This window comes from Bacillus clarus, assembly GCF_000746925.1.
Lineage (GTDB): Bacteria > Bacillota > Bacilli > Bacillales > Bacillaceae_G > Bacillus_A > Bacillus_A clarus.
Genome location: NZ_JMQC01000008.1, coordinates 1,593,024 through 1,610,977 on the forward strand (window position 1 = coordinate 1,593,024; position 17,954 = coordinate 1,610,977).

The window sequence follows — 17,954 nt, forward strand, 5'->3', positions numbered from 1 at the left end:
GAAAGGAGGCTCGTTTTTAACAGCCTCCTTTTATTCATAGTTTGCTATCATTGTCGTTTTTTGTTGTTAAGTCGATATCCCGTGTCGAATCGCTGATATATTTTAAAAATCGCCGATATTTTTTTAGTTATGGTCGATATATTCGAAAAATCGCTGATATTTTTTGGTTACTAATGGACTATCCATGGCTCTAATAAGAAAAGGAGTGATATTATGTGGAAACAACAAATCATCAATACAAATCGTGGCACATTCGAACTTTTTGCAAAAGGCGATGGCGAGCCACTTTGCATTACGCATCACTATTCACAATTTAATGGAACTGGCGATTACTTTGCGGATGCTTTCACTTCTACACATTGTGTATTCCTCGTTAATTTACGAGACGCTGGTAATTCTGTAAAAGCTCATTCAGAAAATGAATTAAGTATGATTGAAACGATTCATGACTTGGAAGCAATAAGAGAAGCTTTACAATTTCCTACATGGCATTTCGCTGGTCATTCAACAGGCGGTATGCTTGGGCTTTTATACGCGATTACATATCCAAATTCCTTACAATCATTAGTTATCGTTGGAGCTGCGGCCAGTAACTATACCGAAACATCATTTTGTATTTATCACCCCGCACACCCACAGTTTCATTATATGCAAGAGCTTATCGAGAACTTAAAAACCCCCCATCTTACAAATGAAGAAAGAAAAGAATTATCTACTAAACGAACAAAATTATCTTTGTACAAACCTGAAAACTATAACTCTTATTTTTGTAAATCCATCCAAAAAACAATGTCCGCCAGTCGGATGAACGCTTTCGCTCATGAATATTCTTCATTTGATTTGAGAGAGTACTTACCTTCTATCCAAGCAAAGACGCTTATTGTTTGCGGAAGGCACGATGCGCAGTGCTCTATTCAATACTCTATCGAGATGCATGAGGGCATGCCTAATTCTATCTTCGTTCCATTTGAGCATAGTAATCATTATCCTTTTTTAGAAGAAGTCACTAAGTTCACTTCTTCTACTCAAGAATTTTATAAATCGTTACACAAAAAAAGTAGCAGGCACTAAACCTGCTACTTTTTTCATATTTTATTTCCCTACAAACGTAACCTGTTCGCCAGTTGCCCAGCCTCCCATTGGCACCACTGTATATTTCATTCCTTGTTGCAACGTTGCACCGTTTTGTAAATCAAAGATTCCTACTGCACCTTTTCGAGAACTGAAACGATATTGCGCTTCTACTTTCTTTCCGTCTTCACTTTGCAATTCTACTTTTCTACCAGCAAAAAGTTCCATGCTCGGATCTTTGTCTAATGTAACTTGAAGAGAGTTATTATCTATCCCTTCTGCACTTTGAATGACTAACGGAGCGATAGACGAAGCAGTAAACTTCGGGTTTTTAACAGTCGCCCAATCAGACGTAATTGTGTATTCTGTTCCTAGTTTCAACGTTTGACCAGCAGGTAAGCGGAATTTAGGCGCTTGTCTACCATCTGCCGCTTGTGTGAACGGAACATATCCAACTTCAATTTTTTCACCCGAACTTGCTGTAATTGTTAGTTTTCTATCACGAAGTGAAGAAATAACTTGATATTGTTTACCGTCTTTATCTTTATTTTCATCATCTAATTGGAAGGCTTGATCGCCTCTTCCAGCTTTATATGCTTCAATAATGTTCGCGTAATCTGTCACACCATCTTCTAAAAATGATTCAATTTCAAATGTATCATTCGTCACTTGCTTCGCCTGACGAATATTAATTTTTTCCGAACTCCCTTCAAACTTTTCTTTTTTCCCGCCCTTATAACTTAACGTATATTTTTCACCTGGCTTTTGCACTTTAACGGGTACGATATATGTACTCGTTGCTCCTGTTTTTAACCGTGGTACGTTTACAATTTCTAATCCGTTACTAAATACGAAATTTTTCTTAATAGCATCTAAGTTTTCTAATTTCACCTCTTCTTCTGATAAAGGTTTAGAAAATGTTAGTTGTAATGTCATTGCGTTTAATGGCTCTAGTTTCGTAATTTGTGCTTGCTGTTTTTTCTTCTCTTTCTTCGCCTCTTGCTTCGTTTCTTGTTTTGTTTCCGCCTTCGTTTCACCTTGCGTACACCCTGTTACAAGCACTGTAAATCCAAGTACTGCCGGTACTAAAAATTTCATTTTTTTCATCTTTATACCCTCCAAATTTATGATCAATATTTTCATTGCTTCCTGTGATATTTATAATAAATAGCAGGTATAAATTGCTTATAAATAAATTATTAAAAAAAGATAAAATAAAGATAATATATTTTTTATCCGATATTTTTCTAGATGTGAATTTAAAAGAAAGTAGCGATGTTTATAAAAAAGATGTGATGTGTTGAATAAAATCGTGCTATTTGCAAGAAAGTTACGATACTTTGTCCTTTTTAGGTATAGTGATCTAAAGGGGGAAATTGAAAGAAAAAGTAAATCTGAATTAAAAAGTTGAAGGGTTCTTTAGTGGAAATAGAATAATAGGAGTTTGCTGCTTTTTTCTGTTACATCTAAACACTTTAAATACTTCATCACCGGAACTACAGGTATTCCGCCTTCATCAAGAAGCAAATACATTTTCCTATTACCATCAAGTAATACTTCTTGCACTTTCATAAGATCTTCCACTAATTAAAGAAAGTTATACCTTTTTATATTTTATATAAAATTGAAGATTTATATCTTAGCTATTGTTAGTTTTTCAGTTGGAACTTCCGAATATATTATTTCAGGAATTTTAGATACGATAGCAGATTCACTTGGAATAACTTTGGCTGCAGCAGGTCAATTCATTACAATATTCTCACTTGTATATGCAATATTTACACCTATTCTTATGGGAATAACATCTAGTATTGACAGACGTAAACTAATGATTTTTTCGCTAGGTTTGTTCGTAATAGGTAATATCTTGGCATTCATCTTACCAGGTTACGGATTATTTGTATTAGCTCGAGTAATTATGGCACTGGGGGCAGGAATGGTTGTTGTTATAGCATTAACTATCGTTGCAAAGATAGCACCAGAAGGTAAACAAGGCAGCGCGATTGCTACAGTGGTTATGGGGTTTACCGCTTCCTTAATCATAGGGGTACCTCTTGGAAGAATTATTTCTAGTACATTAGGTTGGAAAGCTGTTTTTGGTGGAATAGCACTGCTAGGAATTCTTGCGATGATAATAATTAGAGCATCTATTCCACTTATTAAAGGTGATAAGTCTGTACCACTAGTTAAACAGTTGGCTCTTCTTAAGAAAAGAAGGGTTACAATTGGATTGGCAATTACTTTTTTCTGGCTTGGGGGATATTCAGTTGCTTATACTTATCTTTCACCTTACTTATTACATGTATCAGGAATAGAGGAAAATCTTTTAAGTGGTTTATTGCTAATTTTTGGTATCGCAAGTTTATTTGGTTCTAAATTTGGTGGATTTAGTACAGATCGTTGGGGAGTTCAAAAAACACTGTTAAGTGGAATGTCGTTACACATCATTATGCTAGTATTATTATCTATTGTAACAAATTCTTATATTAGTGTTTTAATAATATTAATACTATGGTCATTTGCTACATGGTCATCGGGACCAACACAACAATATAATTTGGCTACGATTGAACCAGAGTCAGCAGGTATATTATTAGGTTTAAATCAGTCAATAATGAAATTGGTAATGGCAGCTGGTGCAGGAATTGGGGGTATTTTTGTTGAGAAAGTATCACTATCTTCAGTTTCCTGGATAGGCGCATTAGGAGTTGCAATAGCTATAGTAGCAACTTTGGTACTTTCACGAGCACAGTCAAGCAAAATGTCAGTAGAGCATAAAAATTCATAAACCCTTAGTTATTTAGAGAAAAAGAGTAATTCCATTTTAATCAATCTTTTTTCAAATAGTTGTTTGTTTGAATTTTGGATTATAGGATACTAAGTAGATTTTTGAATAACTTTAAAACCGCCTACCGAATTAATCGATAGATGGTTGCTGCTGTGAATTTGAAATAAAGTCGTACCGTTTATAAAAAAATTGCACTGTTATACCCCTTTAGATAATCTAAAGGGGTATATTTATAGTAAAAAGGAAAAGAACATCGGGAATGGAAAGATCGATTACGGAACTGTTGAGTGACAATAAGTTGTTTCGTTAAAGGGTCCTATTGTTGAAGATGAACTGGGAAGAAAAATCAAAATACATAGTTAAGGAAGTGGATGGATGAATGTATTAACTTTTACTGAGGAATTTTTTAATTATGTAAGGGAGTTTTTACTTTTAAGATTTACACTATTTGCTTTGGTCCTCATGACTTTTTCCTTTATCATAAACCGTATTATTGATTGGTTCTTTAGGAAGTCAAGCTTTTTTGATGAAGAAGTAGAACGGACGATTCAAAGTGTAATTCGATCAATTTTTAGGTATGGAATTTTAATCAGTCTTGTTTTTTATCTAATTAGTCAATTTGTAGATATAAAAGGTATTCTTGCAGGTGCAGGGATTGCCGGCGTTGTCGTCGGTTTTGCTGCACAACAGATGCTAAAAGATGTTATATTAGGGCTTGCAAGATTAACGGACAAAGAGTTTCGTGTCGGCGATTTTGTTACTTTTAACGGAACAAGTTCAGGTACCATTGAGGAAATCAGTATTCGCTTTATGCAAATTCGTGAATGGTCGGGAAAACTTCTTACCATCCCACATGGAGAGATTAGAACGATACAAAATTTTAATAAAGGCTGGATGCGGGTTATTGAAAGGATTACGGTAAGTTATCAAGAAGATCCTACAAGAATAAAGGAATTGTTAGAAAAAGTGTGTGTTATCTGCAATGAAAAACTGGATCAAAGCCTATATAGGATAGAGGACGAGGCTGTTGAATCATTTCACTATATTGGTGTTACAGACTTAAATCCAAATCTTAAATATGTTGGGTACGAATTTTGTATTGTAGGTTTGGTTAAACCTGAGGAGTATTTTGAAACTTCCAGGCGAGTAAGGTTTGAACTAATGTCTATATTCCATGAGAATCAAGTACAAATGCCAGCAGCGAATATGTTCGTTCATACTGAAAAATTACAGCTGGAGAGTAGCTTTCACCAAGTAGATAAAGAAAACTAGCTGATTGGAAATTATATTAAGAATTTTGGTTTGTAGCCTGGCAGATTTCAATGAGCTTAAGGGGTTAAACAATTCCTCCTAAAAAAGTAACAGTAACTTCCGCACTCGGGCACAATTCTGTAGTAAGAATTGTGCTCACTCTTTATATATCAGGACATACTCTCGAATAATTAATTGTGGAAAAATGACAATTTGAGATGGTGCGTTAGTGGCATAAAAAACATTAAATGAATCAAACTTTATTCCAAACCAATACTAGGAACAAAAAACCTGTCAATTACTTGACAGGTTCACTACACATTAAAACGATAACCAGCTCCCCACACTGTTTCAATATATTGCGGATGAGCAGGATCTCTTTCAATTTTTTCACGTAACTTTCTAATATGAACAACAACTGTCGCTAAATCACCTGCTGAGTCTAATCCCCAAATCCGTTCAAATAACTGTTCTTTATTTAATACTTGATTTGGATGCGTCACAAAAAATGTTAATAAGTCAAATTCCTTCGTTGTAAACGCAACTTCCTCATTATTTATAAAAACTTTTCTAGCTCGCTGATCAATAGAAATCCCATGAATGAATAACGTATCACGTTGCTTACCCATATTTCCTAATAATCTTTCATAACGAGAAATATGTGCTTTGACTCTTGCAACTAACTCACTTGGACTAAATGGCTTTGTTATATAATCATCCGCTCCTAATCCAAGTCCACGAATTTTATCAATATCTTCTTTCTTTGCTGAAACAAGTAAAATAGGAATATCTTTTACAGCGCGTATTTGTTTACAAATTTCGAATCCATTCATCTTCGGAAGCATAATATCTAAAATAATTAAATCATAATCTTCCTGCAAGGCCATCTGTAAGCCCGTTTCTCCAGAATGCTCTACATCCACTTGAAAATCGTGAATCTCTAAATAATCTCGCTGCAATTCTGCAATACTTACTTCATCTTCTACTAGTAAAATTCTCTTCAATCTACTCACCACATTCCTGTACTTTTTCCAATGAGAAGAAAATACTTGTGCTTTCTCCAAGCTTACTTTCTGCCCAAATCTTTCCCCCATGTTCTTCAACAATTTGCTTCGCTATCGCTAAACCAAGTCCACTCCCACCTGTACTAGAATTTCGCGATTGTTCTGCACGATAAAACCGCTCAAAAATATATGGAAGCGTCTCAGATTCTATCCCTGATCCATTATCCATAACTTTCACAGTAACCTTGTTTTCATTACTGGATACTGTAACGGTAATTTTTTTCTCTTCTTTATCCATGTATTTCACACTATTATGAATTAAATTCGATATAACTCTCTTTATTTTTTCACGATCTGCCGTTACATATAGTGGTGATGCATGCAGTAATTGTAAGCATATATATATACCTTCTTCACTTAAATCCATCTGTATCTCTTCTATTAAATCTTGCATAAACATATTTAACTCTATCGTTTCAAATTGAAATGGAACTCGGTTCAAATCTAACTTAGAAAACAAAAATAGTTCATCGATGAGTGTGTCCATATGTTTTGCTTTCGTATGAATAGTTGTTAAATATTTATCCATTTTTTCCGGCGTATTTGCCACCCCATCTTTTATTCCTTCAACATACCCTATAATAGATGTAATAGGTGTTTTTAAATCATGAGAGATATTTGAAATGAGTTCTTTTCGATTTTCTTCATATTGCGTTTGTACTTCAATCGACTCTTTTAACTTCTTCCTCATTTCCTCAAACCCTTGATTTAACTGCCCAATCTCATCATGTGATGTAACTGGAATTTGAAAATCTAAATTTCCTTCTTTAATTCTCCCAGTCGCATCTTTCAATACAAAGATTGGTTTTATAACACTTCTTGAAACAAAATAACTTAATAGTCCAATGAGTAAAATGGCTAAAAGTAATAGCGACACGAATAAAATTGGAAATAATTTTTGTGTAAGGTCTACATACGAACTTTGCTCTTTTAGTACAAATATACTCCCTTTTTCCTTCTGCGGAAAATAAAAATCGAATTTTACATATCGATAAAATGTACCATTTACTTCCGTTGTGCCACGACTATTAATATTTGTTTCCTCAAATTTCGGAAGAGCTTCTTTCAAGTACAAACTTTCAAATACTTTTGAAGCATATGAAATTGTTTCTCCTTTTCTTACAACTATTTTCACATCCTCTTTTTCGATTGATGACACGAACGATTCATCTAATAATTGAGATTGATGCTGTTTGGCCGCTAATTTCAATTCAAGAAAAGCATTTTCTTCTTCTGCTGTTAACGGCTTTTGAATGTAAGAACTTTTGTAGAAATTTTTCACTGATTCCAAGTCACCGGTTATCGAAAAAACAATTAAAAACCCCGCAACTAATATAAGCGTAATGGAGACGAGAATAACCGCGATATAAGAAAATAAAAATCTTGTTTTAATAGACATAATTTAAATCCTCACTTTACCCCGTATTAACTGGCAGTAAGACTTCCACCTCAAAATTCGGAAGAAACAAAGAGGTTAGGCGAGAGTCAGACTGCCCGTAAAAACCCGATTGGTGTGGGCTCATAACCAGTGGGGGATAGAAAAAAAACACTGATTAAAGTTGCACTTTACCCAACCTTGTTATTCATAAGCATAAAAATATATTTCCTAATACTCAAGCGATTTTATAGTTATTTTAGCACCAGTTTATAAAAATTTAATGTTCCTATTTTACAGTTTAAATTAGGATGCCGAACTGCTTACAAAAGGAGGTTGAAATTCCATGTTCAAAAAGACATTCAGCATGATATGTTGCGTAATTTTTTTACAAGGATGCTCACAAGAACAAGAAGTTAAAAAGGAGATGACAAGTGACAAGCATGGAGACAGCGCTACTAACAGCTACTGAGAAAAAAGAAACTAATACTGTTATATCTTTACTAAAAAAGGGAGCAAATATAAATACAACGGATAGTAAAGGACGCACTCCACTTATGATTGCTACATATGAAAATGATATAAAAACTGCAAAAGCCCTTATTGATGCTGGAGCTGACGTAAACATCCAAGATGATATGAAAAACAATCCATTTCTATACGCCGGAGCAGAAGGTTATTTAGACATTTTAACACTAACGATTGATGCCGGTGCTGATCCTGCGCTTACGAATCGTTACGGCGGAACAGCACTTATTCCAGCCTCAGAGCATGGCTATATTGATGTTATAAAAGAACTCCTCACTCGAACAAATATCGATGTAAACCATGTAAATAACCTTGGATGGACCGCTTTAATGGAAGCCATTGTACTAAGTAACGGAGATGAAACACAACAACAAGTCATTCGTCTTCTTATTGAACACGGCGCAGATGTAAATATTCCAGACCATGATGGTGTTACTCCGTTGCAGCATGCTCGTACTCATAACTTTAAAGTGATAGAAAAGATTTTATTAGAAGTGAGTAAATAAAAGCTCATTTCCTATAAAAACTTATCATTTTCAAATCTATTTTTTGCCATTCTCCCAAGCCTATGCTACAGTTATTCCGTCACATAGCTACACGGCTAGACAACCTATATACATAATAAGGTGGGAAAACACATGAATAAACCTCGTATTGGAATGATTGGATTAGGTAGTATTGCACAAAAGGCTTACCTTCCAACATTGACAAAAGAAACAGACTGGACTTTTGTGGGAGCGTTTACACCTAATGTCGATAAAAGAAAACAAATTTGTGAGCAATATCGTATTCAAGATTTCACTAATCTGCAGGCACTGGCTTCAGAATGTGACGCGATATTCGTTCATAGTTCAACTGCAACACATTACGAAATCGTTTCTGAACTTCTCCAAAAAGGAATCGATGTTTATGTTGATAAACCGTTAGCAGCTACAGTGGAACAAGCTGAAAAACTAGTAGAAATGAGCGAAAAGTATAATCGCAAGTTAATGGTCGGTTTTAATCGTCGCTTCGTCCCTATGTATGTCGCTGCAAAAGAAGAGGCAAAGGATCTTTCATGGATCCGAATTGAGAAGCATCGTACAAATAAAGTTGGACCATACACATACGACTTTACGATGCTAGACGACTATTTACACATCGTAGATACTGCTCGTTGGCTAGCTAATGGCGACCTTAATGTCGTTCATAATATGATGCAAGTAAACGACGAGAATGAGCTTCTTTACGGACATCATACGTATACAAGTGCAGATGGCCTATTACTTTCTACAGCGATGCATCGCCACGCTGGTACAAATTTAGAACAAATTGAACTTGTAACAACCGGAAAAATTATTCGTGTAAAAAACATGAACACATTTGAAGTTGAACAAAATAATCGCACTTCACAAAGTGGTTCACCATCGTGGGAAACAACCTTAAAGCAGCGTGGATTTGAAGATGCTGTACACCATTTCATCGAATGTGTACAAGGTGATACAAAACCAGTAGTAGATGGCGTGGAAGGCTTAAAATCACAACAAATGTTACATTCTTTACTACAATCTACTAACTAAAAAATAAAACGGATACATTTTTCAGAATTTACTTTCATTCCCATTTCCCCTTTATTTCTATCACAAATTTCTATAAAATATGTTGATAGGAATTATAAATTTCATATTGAATCGTGGAAGGGATGGGAATAACACATGTGGAACGAGTTTAAAAAATTCGCCTTAAAAGGGAACGTAATGGATTTAGCTGTCGGGGTCGTAATCGGTGGTGCATTCGGTAAAATTGTTTCTTCATTAGTAGGCGATGTTATCATGCCATTAATTGGTCTACTACTTGGTGGAATAAACTTCAAAGGACTTTCCTTTACATTTGGTGGCGCAGTTGTAAAATATGGTGCATTTATTCAAACAGTTGTCGACTTCTTAATTATCGCATTCTCTATCTTCTTATTCATTAAACTGTTTAATAAACTAACGTTGAAAAAAGAAAAAGAAGAAGAAAAGACAGAAGAAATTCCAGAACCAACAAAAGAAGAAGTTCTTCTTGGCGAAATTCGCGACTTACTGAAGCAACAAAACTCTTCTAAAGATAGAGCATAATGAAATGAAAAAAAGGCATGCCCCATAGGACATGCCTTTTTTATATATTATAACGTTTCTGAATTCATATGAATAAATAAAATAATACCTGCAACCATGAGCACCATAATGCTACCAGCAAATAATGTAATTCCGATAAACATGAAACTCGTGCTCACATCAACTGATACACTTTTCGTAAAAATAGAAACTCCATACGTGATAAGGGCAATTCCTGCAAGAATACTTCCTGGAACAAATCGCTTCAAACCATTTTGTTTTAAAGTCATATATGCAAAAAAGGCAGTCATGCAAAGCGTAATTATCCAAAGAACGATCATCTCTTCTCCCCCCTCACCAGTCTTTTCTTTCTATTATACATGACATTGCCTTATAATAGTTGAATTTAATCTTATGTGACATATAACAAGAAATAACACCATATATAGCGAATGTCTTCCAACATAGGCTAAATACTAGGAAGGATTACAATTGGAAGATAATCATGTAGGTTACTTTAAACAAACAGAAAGATTTGATTATATTACAATCGACTTAGATAAGAAGTTTTTTTGCATTGAAGTAGTACATATAGAAACAAATACAGTATTGCTAAAAATATCGATTAACCTAGAAGACGATGAAACGATAGTAGAAGGTAATGTGCGGCAATACGATTCTTTTCGCTTGGATGATGTAGTACAAAGTTTCAAGCGTACTGCACAAATTTGTATTGAACACGATTTATGGAATACTGAAGAACTTTTCAATTTCTTGAAAACAAATTAATGTTAATCAATATTGTCCTGAATATGTAGAAAAATAAGAGCGCACAGCAGTAGCTGTGCGCTCTTATTTTGTTACTTCGTTGAATTTCTAAATTGAATGCGGTGAGGTAAAATAACTGTATGATCTTCTACCTTCTCTTTGTTCATATATTTTGTTAGTAGACGCATTGCTACTGCACCGATATCATACATTGGTTGTACAACTGTTGAAAGCTGCGGACGTACCATTAATGCAAGACGTGTGTTGTCAAAGCCAAGTACTTCTACATCAGTTGGTACATTTAATCCGGCATCTTGCGCTGCGTGAATTACACCTAATGCCATTTCATCAGAAGACACGAAGATTGCTGTTGGTTTTTCATCCATGCTCCAAAATTTTTCAAAGGCTTCTAAGCCTGAATCATATGTGTAATCTCCATCGATTACAAGATTTTCATCATATGAAATACCTGCTTCTTCTAAAGCTTTTTTATAACCTTGTAATTTCTTTGCGCTTCCTGCTTTGTCAACGAAAGGACCAGATACGAAACCGATACGCTTATGACCTTGCTCTAGGAAATGCTTCATTGCATCGTAAGCTGCTTGCGTATAATCAATATTTACTGATGGCGTTTCATTTTGCTCATCAAATGATGCTGCTAATACAATTGGTACTGGAGATTTTTTAAATTCTTCAATATGGGCATCAGTAATATCTTCACCCATGAAGACGATCCCGTCCACTTGTTTTCCCAGCATCGTGTTTAATAAATGGAACTCTTTCTCTTTATTTTGATCAGAGTTACTTAAAATGATGTTATATTTGTACATTGTCGCGATATCTTCAATTCCACGAGCAAGTTCTGCATAAAACGTATTTGAGATATCGGGGATAATAACACCTACTGTAGTTGTCTTCTTACTTGCTAGTCCACGTGCTACCGCATTTGGGCGGTAACCTAAACGATCAATTGCTTCTAATACTTTCTTTCTTGTTGTAGGCTTTACGTTCGGGTTACCGTTCACAACACGTGATACGGTAGCCATCGAAACGTTTGCTTCGCGCGCTACATCATAGATTGTTACGTTCATCTCTTCGCACACTCCTTCTATTTATGTTATCTATTTTTATGTATCGGTTCACTTGAATGAAAAAAAGACATCAACTCTATTTGCAGATGCCACCACTCGTCCCGAGTTCTTCCTTTTACTAATGATACGATAAAAACGCAGGCTCATACAATATTTTCCCGCAAAAGTTTCGAAAAAATTCGCTTCTTTTCTCGTATTTTCGTATTTTTTATGCAAAAAAGGACATTTTCTGTAAAAAGTCTATGCAACAAAAGGTTCCATAGACTACAAATTTTTTTATAATTTACTTCCGAATGCTTTTAATTCTTTCATAAATTCATTGAACTGTGGAATATTCATTTGCTGCGCTGCATCTGATAATGCGACAGCTGGGTCTGGGTGTACTTCTGCCATAATCGCATCTGCACCAATCGCCATCGCTGCTTTCGCGGCCGGCAATAGAAGGTCACGTCGCCCTGTAGAATGCGTTACATCGACAACGACAGGTAAATGTGTCTCTTTCTTCAAAATCGGCACGGCGGAAATATCAAGCGTATTACGCGTCGCCTTTTCATATGTGCGGATACCACGTTCACATAAAATGATGTTGCCATTCCCCTCTGCCATAATATATTCTGCTGCATTAATAAACTCTTCAATTGTTGCTGATAAACCACGCTTTAACAATACTGGTTTATTTACAGAACCAGCTGCCTTTAAAAGTTCGAAGTTTTGCATGTTACGAGCACCGATTTGAATGACATCAACATAATCTAGTGCCATTTCAATATCATTTTGATTCAAAATTTCGCTAATAACCGCTAAATCATATTCATCAGCAACTTGGCGTAAAATTTGTAAGCCTTCTACTCCAAGTCCTTGGAAATCATATGGAGATGTACGAGGCTTGAACGCACCACCGCGCATCAACTTCAAACCTTGCTCTTTCATCGCTTCAGCAACTTGACGTACTTGCTCATAACTTTCTACAGCACACGGTCCCATAATAAAATGCTGGTTACCATCACCAATTTTTTCACCATTAACTTCAACAATCGTATCTTCTGCCTTTTTCTTACGAGAAACGAGCAATGCTTTACGATGATCATCTTCTTGTAATTCTAATCCAGCTTGGAAAATCTGTTTGAAAATATGTTGTAAGGTCGATGTTTCAAATGGCCCCTCATTATTCTCTACAATTAAATCCAGCATATTTCTTTCACGTACAGGATCAAAACGTTTCACACCTTGTACTTCTTTTAATTTACCAACCTCTTGCACAAGGCGGCCTCTTTCATTTAGTAATTGTAAAATTTGTAAGTTCATTTGATCGATTTGAGAACGTAAACGATCCAATCCTTGTGATGCCATAAGAAAGCCACCTCTTTTATGTTTCTATATGTTACATTCATGTATTAACTCTTTTAAGATAATTTATTATAGCCGATACACATCAGGTTGTCACATAATATACAATTGGAAGGGTTTAGAAGAGGAATAACCGAATCTCTTTCTTATCATGTATTGGAAAAGAGGGGGTTGTTATGGATACTACACCACTTGAGATTTTGTTAAATCTCATCGCTCAAGTTGAAGCTTCAAAGCAAATGCCAACAGAAGCTCAAATTAATGAAAATTTAAAGCGTCTACGAAATGAAGAATGGTTTCAGTCCTTATTCGCTCAGTATATGCGTCTTTTTTTAGAAAACAGAGATATTCGCTTCATTGTAGGTTCTGCAAAACTCGATCAAATATTACATAGCGCAAAAAAACAAAGGAATTTCGAGGAAACCCTTTTGCATCTTCTTAAACGCAAAAGCTAAAAAAAAAGCAAGCGTCTCCGCTTGCTTCTTTCTACTTTATATTTTCTTCTAAAGCTTCTTTTTTAATATTCCAATGAGATGTATGCCATACTGCCATCCCGTCTTTTATGTATAACACTTGTGGAGACTCATGTTTAATACCGAAATGCTCAGCAATACGGTTTGAAACATCTCTCGAATCTTGCACATATAAGTAATATGTTGGTATATCTTTCGCCTCATTGCAATACGCTTCAAATTCTGTGTATGCACCGTGGCTAATTGGGCATGTCGTACTATGTTTAAAAAGAACATATGGCTCAGGATTTTCTAATAACGCTTCAAATTCTTCAATCGTTTTGATCTTTGTCATGCTCATTATTATTCACCTCTCATACGAAGTCTAGAGCGCTTTTCTTTCTGTTCTGCTTTTTTCTCAGCTCTCTCTAATTTCTTCTCTGCTTTCTCGATTTTCTTTTCTTGTCTCGTAGCGCGGAAATGATTATATACTTCAATTGCAGCACTACTCCATTGTACAACTTGCGCTACTTTATCCGCATTATTTTCAATCTCATTCGTAACAGAATCCGATACGTTACGCAGTTTCGTATTTAAAGAATGAATCGTCGTTCCGATTCCATCTACCCCTTCTACTACTTTATTTAGTGACTGTGACTTTTGTTGAATATCATCAGCTAAGGCGTTCGTCTTATGTAATAATTGTTCCGTTTCTACGCTTATCCCTTGCATTTGCTTTTCTAAGCCCTCTAGTGTACTCGCAACGTTTTCTAATGTCTTTTGAACCGATAGTAACGTTCTGCATGCGTATACTACCAATACGGCGAAAGCAACTGCAATAACAGCCGCACTTACATATAAAAGAACTTGCATTTCATCACTTCCTTTATCTTTTTCATACTTTCTCCTATTATACAATCATTTTCTGTTTCATTCTAACACTTGTCTTCTCATTAGAATTTTCATACTTGTTCGTTAACTTTAACATAAATCATTCAACAAATTCCACCAAGTAGGTTACAATAAGAAAGGATACATAATTAGTAGGGAGGCTTTACATATGAAAGATCCACGTATTGAAAAGTTAGCATACAATTTAATTAATTACTCTATCCGCCTGCAAAAAGGGGAAAAAGTATTAATTGAAAACTTTGGCTTACAAAAAGAACTTGTAACTGCACTTGTAAAAGAAGCATATGCAGCTGGCGGTTTCCCATTCGTTTCTTTAAAGGATTACAGTGTAGATCGCTCATTATTAATGGGTGCTACTGAAGAGCATTTCGAGCAAATCGCTACATATGAAGCAAGCGTAATGAAAAATATGGACGCTTACATCGGCCTTCGCTCTGGAGACAATATTAACGAACAAGCTGATGTTCCAAGTGAGCGCATGAAAATTCATGGCCAAACAGTTGGTAAAAAAGTTCATAGAGACATCCGTGTTCCGAAAACACGCTGGGTTGTCCTTCGCTACCCAAATGCTTCTATGGCACAGCTTGCTAAAATGAGCACAGAAGCATTCGAAGACTTCTACTTCGAAGTATGTAACTTAGATTACGGTAAAATGGATAAAGCAATGGATAGCCTTGTTGAATTAATGAACAAAACAGATAAAGTTCGCCTAACTGGTCCTGGAACTGACTTAACATTCTCCATTAAAGACATTCCAGCTATTAAATGTTCTGGTCATTTAAACATTCCAGACGGTGAAGTATACTCTGCACCAGTTCGCAATTCTGTTAACGGTACAGTTTCTTATAACACACCATCACCTTACAACGGCTATACATTTGAAAATGTACAGCTTAAATTTGAGAATGGTCAAATCGTTAAAGCAACTGCAAACGATACAGAACGCATTAATAAAATCTTCGATACAGACGAAGGCGCACGCTACGTTGGTGAATTTGCAATTGGCGTAAACCCATACATCTTACATCCAATGGGAGACATCCTATTCGATGAAAAAATCGATGGCAGCTTCCACTTCACTCCTGGACAAGCTTACGACGATGCATGGAACGGCAACAACTCTAACATTCACTGGGATTTAGTATGCATCCAACGCCCTGAATACGGTGGCGGTGAAATCTACTTCGACGACGTATTAATCCGTAAAGACGGACGTTTCGTTGTACCTGAACTAGAAGCTTTAAACCCAGAAAACTTAAAATAATACAGAAAAAACGCTCGGAATAAAATCCGAGCGTTTTTTCATTACTACTTTAATATGTCTTTCACCACATCTTTTGGTACTTTGAAACTCATTTTATTATTTTTCATTTCAACTTCAATGTAAGGAACATCTTTATATACTGTAATAGTAATAATTCCATTTAACTTTTCCTTATCTTTACTGCACTCTCCCCATTTTACAGTATCACCTTGATACAATTTATACGTTCTTGCTTGCGGAGTATCCATAGGAGCAGATTCCATTTCCCACTTATCCATTTTCATTGCTTCCGTAATTTTTATAATCTCTTTTTATCAGATCATTAAAAGGATGGATGTGCTTAATAGAAACAAAAATAACATAAAGGTTTTTTTCATTATTCATTCCCCTAAAAAATAACCTCTCTATGTAGAGCAGGCTATCTCATATCTATTTTGACATGTGAATTCTCTTTCTCGATAAGTGATAATAACTTCTTCGTATCTTGTGGCATCGCAATCATGTGCACTTTATATGCATTCGTTGTAATTTCAAGAGATTTTCCAACTTGGCGAACTACAATCACATCTGATAATACGATATCATCATTTAAAATACCGTATTTCAACACGCCATTTTCTACTTTATGTTTTTTTATAAATATATCCCAAACGAGAGGGACATTCACAATTAAACATAGCACCATTCCAATTACAGCCGACATCCAATCCCCTTTATTTGTAATCAACATTACAAGTGGATATGCAATCATAAACGCTAACGTGAGACTAATGAGAATCACCGCTGATTTACTTCTTTGAATAGGAAAATTCATACTATCACCCCACCTAAATTATACCATTACCTCCAATTCGATTCATAAAAACAGATCATTCATGAATGACCTGTTTTACAAATTATATCCATAAAACTTCTTATCTACTTCAAGCACTGGAAAACTCTTTGGTAACTCTTCCATACCTACACTTTGAAATCCATTCTTTTCATAGAAGCGATGCGCTGCTAAAAATTTCAGTGTTGTCCCTAAATAAATACCTTTTAACTTTTTATTCTCAGCCCACGAAATTGCTTTTTGAAGCAGCAAGTGTGATGCGCCCCATTCTTTCCCGCGGAACTCTTTCTTCACGAACATTTTTCTAAGAGCTATTTGATGATTCCCAATATCTAATAAAGCTACCGTTCCAACTACTTTACCATCATAAGTTGCTACCCAAAAGTTTCCTTGATTCCTTTGATAGAACGTTTCTATTTCTAGTAAGTCCGGCTGCTCTTCTTTCGTAATCGGGACATTGTACTCTTTTTGCTGAATATGAACAATGAGATCTACTACTTCATCTTGAAACTTACTTTCATATGGAATGATACAAATCTTCTCGTTCATCGAATCTCCTTCCATTCTGAAGCTAGTAAACTATAGACAGCGATATCCTGAAAATGATCATATAACCATTCTTCATCTCTTAAAATACCGTCTAACTTAAAACCTAAGCGTTCTGGAATTGCACGGCTTTGCGCATTTTCAACACCACAACGAATTTCAATTTTATTCAGCTTTAAATTTTCAAATGCATAGTGAAGCACAGCCTTCACACTACGCGTCATAACCCCTTTTCCACCAGCATCTTCTGCAAGGTAGTATCCAAGACTCGTCGCTTTCTTCCCCCAACTCACCGGATGAATGCCAACCATCCCAACGAGCTTTCCTTTGTAGCGTATACCACTTTCAAAACCGTCTCCTTCTGCAAATTTCTTTAACCACATCGGAAAAATATCATCATAAGCATCAGCAGATTTCGTCCCATCTACCCACGGAAGCCATCTTCTTAAATGATTACGATTTTGATCTAATAATTCATATAATTCCTCTTTATGATGTTTTTCTAATAATTGCAGTTCGATTTCACTATCTACTCGAAGTGTGAACATGTTTTTTAGCCCCTTTTTATTTTTTATTTTTTATTTTTT

The 17,954-nt window shown here is 35.4% G+C and carries 20 protein-coding genes and 2 pseudogenes; 9 read left to right on the forward strand and 13 right to left on the reverse strand.

What is annotated here, in order from left to right; genetic code table 11:
- Positions 1-213: 213 nt before the first annotated feature.
- Positions 214-1,071, forward strand: coding sequence for an alpha/beta fold hydrolase (locus DJ93_RS08965; protein WP_042980348.1), 858 nt, complete (start codon positions 214-216; stop codon positions 1,069-1,071).
- A gap of 21 nt (positions 1,072-1,092) precedes the next feature.
- Here DJ93_RS08965 and DJ93_RS08970 read toward each other — a convergent pair whose 3' ends face one another.
- Together DJ93_RS08970 and DJ93_RS30270 are read right to left on the reverse strand one after the other, a co-directional pair.
- Positions 1,093-2,178 (reverse strand): hypothetical protein, encoded by a 1,086-nt coding sequence (locus DJ93_RS08970; protein ID WP_042980349.1) that lies wholly within the window; start codon positions 2,176-2,178, stop codon positions 1,093-1,095.
- Between the two features lie 312 nt (positions 2,179-2,490).
- Positions 2,491-2,643, reverse strand: coding sequence for a transposase (locus DJ93_RS30270; RefSeq protein WP_338151484.1), 153 nt, complete (start codon positions 2,641-2,643; stop codon positions 2,491-2,493).
- A 46-nt stretch (positions 2,644-2,689) separates the two neighbouring features.
- On the opposite strand from DJ93_RS30270, the gene DJ93_RS08980 reads away from it, so the two are divergent.
- Together DJ93_RS08980 and DJ93_RS08985 are read left to right on the forward strand one after the other, a co-directional pair.
- On the forward strand, positions 2,690-3,859 hold the full coding sequence (locus DJ93_RS08980) for an MFS transporter (RefSeq protein WP_042980350.1): 1,170 nt from the start codon (positions 2,690-2,692) through the stop codon (positions 3,857-3,859).
- Between the two features lie 375 nt (positions 3,860-4,234).
- Positions 4,235-5,131, forward strand: a complete 897-nt coding sequence (locus DJ93_RS08985; RefSeq protein ID WP_042980351.1) for a mechanosensitive ion channel family protein — start codon at positions 4,235-4,237, stop codon at positions 5,129-5,131.
- A gap of 293 nt (positions 5,132-5,424) precedes the next feature.
- Here the strand turns inward: DJ93_RS08985 and DJ93_RS08990 are convergent, their stop codons facing one another.
- Entirely contained in the window at positions 5,425-6,114 is a 690-nt protein-coding gene (locus DJ93_RS08990) for a response regulator transcription factor (protein WP_042980352.1), read from the reverse strand.
- Between the two features lies 1 nt (position 6,115).
- The gene (locus DJ93_RS08995) at positions 6,116-7,573 is read right to left on the reverse strand and encodes a sensor histidine kinase (RefSeq protein ID WP_042980353.1); all 1,458 of its coding nucleotides are present in this window, start codon (positions 7,571-7,573) and stop codon (positions 6,116-6,118) included.
- A gap of 322 nt (positions 7,574-7,895) precedes the next feature.
- Here DJ93_RS08995 and DJ93_RS09000 point away from each other — a divergent pair.
- The 3 genes and pseudogenes from DJ93_RS09000 (at position 7,896) to mscL (ending at position 10,176) form a co-directional block, all read left to right on the forward strand.
- Positions 7,896-8,583: pseudogene (locus tag DJ93_RS09000) on the forward strand (ankyrin repeat domain-containing protein).
- A 132-nt stretch (positions 8,584-8,715) separates the two neighbouring features.
- On the forward strand, positions 8,716-9,636 hold the full coding sequence (locus DJ93_RS09005) for a Gfo/Idh/MocA family protein (RefSeq protein ID WP_042980356.1): 921 nt from the start codon (positions 8,716-8,718) through the stop codon (positions 9,634-9,636).
- A gap of 135 nt (positions 9,637-9,771) precedes the next feature.
- Positions 9,772-10,176, forward strand: a complete 405-nt coding sequence (gene mscL, locus DJ93_RS09010) for a large conductance mechanosensitive channel protein MscL (protein WP_042980357.1) — start codon at positions 9,772-9,774, stop codon at positions 10,174-10,176.
- A 47-nt stretch (positions 10,177-10,223) separates the two neighbouring features.
- Here mscL and DJ93_RS09015 read toward each other — a convergent pair whose 3' ends face one another.
- Positions 10,224-10,496 carry a DUF3917 domain-containing protein gene (locus DJ93_RS09015; RefSeq protein ID WP_042980358.1) on the reverse strand — a complete coding sequence of 91 codons (273 nt, stop codon included), beginning with the start codon at positions 10,494-10,496 and terminating at the stop codon, positions 10,224-10,226.
- Positions 10,497-10,647: 151 nt separating this feature from the next.
- Between DJ93_RS09015 and dhp61 the strand changes: the two genes are divergently transcribed.
- A complete protein-coding gene (gene dhp61 / locus DJ93_RS09020) occupies positions 10,648-10,944 on the forward strand; it encodes a protein Dhp61 (protein ID WP_042980360.1) in 297 nt (98 codons plus the stop codon).
- A 71-nt stretch (positions 10,945-11,015) separates the two neighbouring features.
- Here dhp61 and ccpA read toward each other — a convergent pair whose 3' ends face one another.
- Positions 11,016-12,014, reverse strand: a complete 999-nt coding sequence (ccpA, locus tag DJ93_RS09025; protein ID WP_042980362.1) for a catabolite control protein A — start codon at positions 12,012-12,014, stop codon at positions 11,016-11,018.
- Between the two features lie 276 nt (positions 12,015-12,290).
- Complete coding sequence (locus DJ93_RS09030) at positions 12,291-13,364, reverse strand: bifunctional 3-deoxy-7-phosphoheptulonate synthase/chorismate mutase (protein ID WP_042980363.1); 1,074 nt, start codon at positions 13,362-13,364, stop codon at positions 12,291-12,293.
- Between the two features lie 173 nt (positions 13,365-13,537).
- Between DJ93_RS09030 and DJ93_RS09035 the strand changes: the two genes are divergently transcribed.
- A complete protein-coding gene (locus tag DJ93_RS09035; RefSeq protein ID WP_042980364.1) occupies positions 13,538-13,816 on the forward strand; it encodes a hypothetical protein in 279 nt (92 codons plus the stop codon).
- Positions 13,817-13,847: 31 nt separating this feature from the next.
- On the opposite strand, the gene ytxJ is transcribed toward DJ93_RS09035, so the two are convergent.
- Together ytxJ and DJ93_RS09045 are read right to left on the reverse strand one after the other, a co-directional pair.
- The gene (gene ytxJ / locus DJ93_RS09040) at positions 13,848-14,174 is read right to left on the reverse strand and encodes a bacillithiol system redox-active protein YtxJ (protein WP_042980365.1); all 327 of its coding nucleotides are present in this window, start codon (positions 14,172-14,174) and stop codon (positions 13,848-13,850) included.
- Positions 14,175-14,176: 2 nt separating this feature from the next.
- Complete coding sequence (locus DJ93_RS09045) at positions 14,177-14,686, reverse strand: DUF948 domain-containing protein (protein ID WP_080743657.1); 510 nt, start codon at positions 14,684-14,686, stop codon at positions 14,177-14,179.
- 187 nt (positions 14,687-14,873) lie between these two features.
- Between DJ93_RS09045 and DJ93_RS09050 the strand changes: the two genes are divergently transcribed.
- On the forward strand, positions 14,874-15,989 hold the full coding sequence (locus DJ93_RS09050; RefSeq protein WP_042980368.1) for an aminopeptidase: 1,116 nt from the start codon (positions 14,874-14,876) through the stop codon (positions 15,987-15,989).
- A gap of 44 nt (positions 15,990-16,033) precedes the next feature.
- On the opposite strand, the pseudogene DJ93_RS09055 reads toward DJ93_RS09050, so the two are convergent.
- The 4 genes and pseudogenes from DJ93_RS09055 to DJ93_RS09070 all read right to left on the reverse strand — a co-directional run.
- Positions 16,034-16,300, reverse strand: a pseudogene (locus DJ93_RS09055) (hypothetical protein); the annotation flags it as partial.
- A gap of 107 nt (positions 16,301-16,407) precedes the next feature.
- Positions 16,408-16,803 (reverse strand): PH domain-containing protein, encoded by a 396-nt coding sequence (locus tag DJ93_RS09060; RefSeq protein ID WP_042980369.1) that lies wholly within the window; start codon positions 16,801-16,803, stop codon positions 16,408-16,410.
- Between the two features lie 75 nt (positions 16,804-16,878).
- A complete protein-coding gene (locus DJ93_RS09065) occupies positions 16,879-17,370 on the reverse strand; it encodes a GNAT family N-acetyltransferase (RefSeq protein WP_042980372.1) in 492 nt (163 codons plus the stop codon).
- Complete coding sequence (locus DJ93_RS09070; protein ID WP_042980373.1) at positions 17,367-17,915, reverse strand: GNAT family N-acetyltransferase; 549 nt, start codon at positions 17,913-17,915, stop codon at positions 17,367-17,369. Before DJ93_RS09070 ends, DJ93_RS09065 begins: the two co-directional genes overlap by 4 nt.
- Positions 17,916-17,954 lie beyond the last annotated feature (39 nt).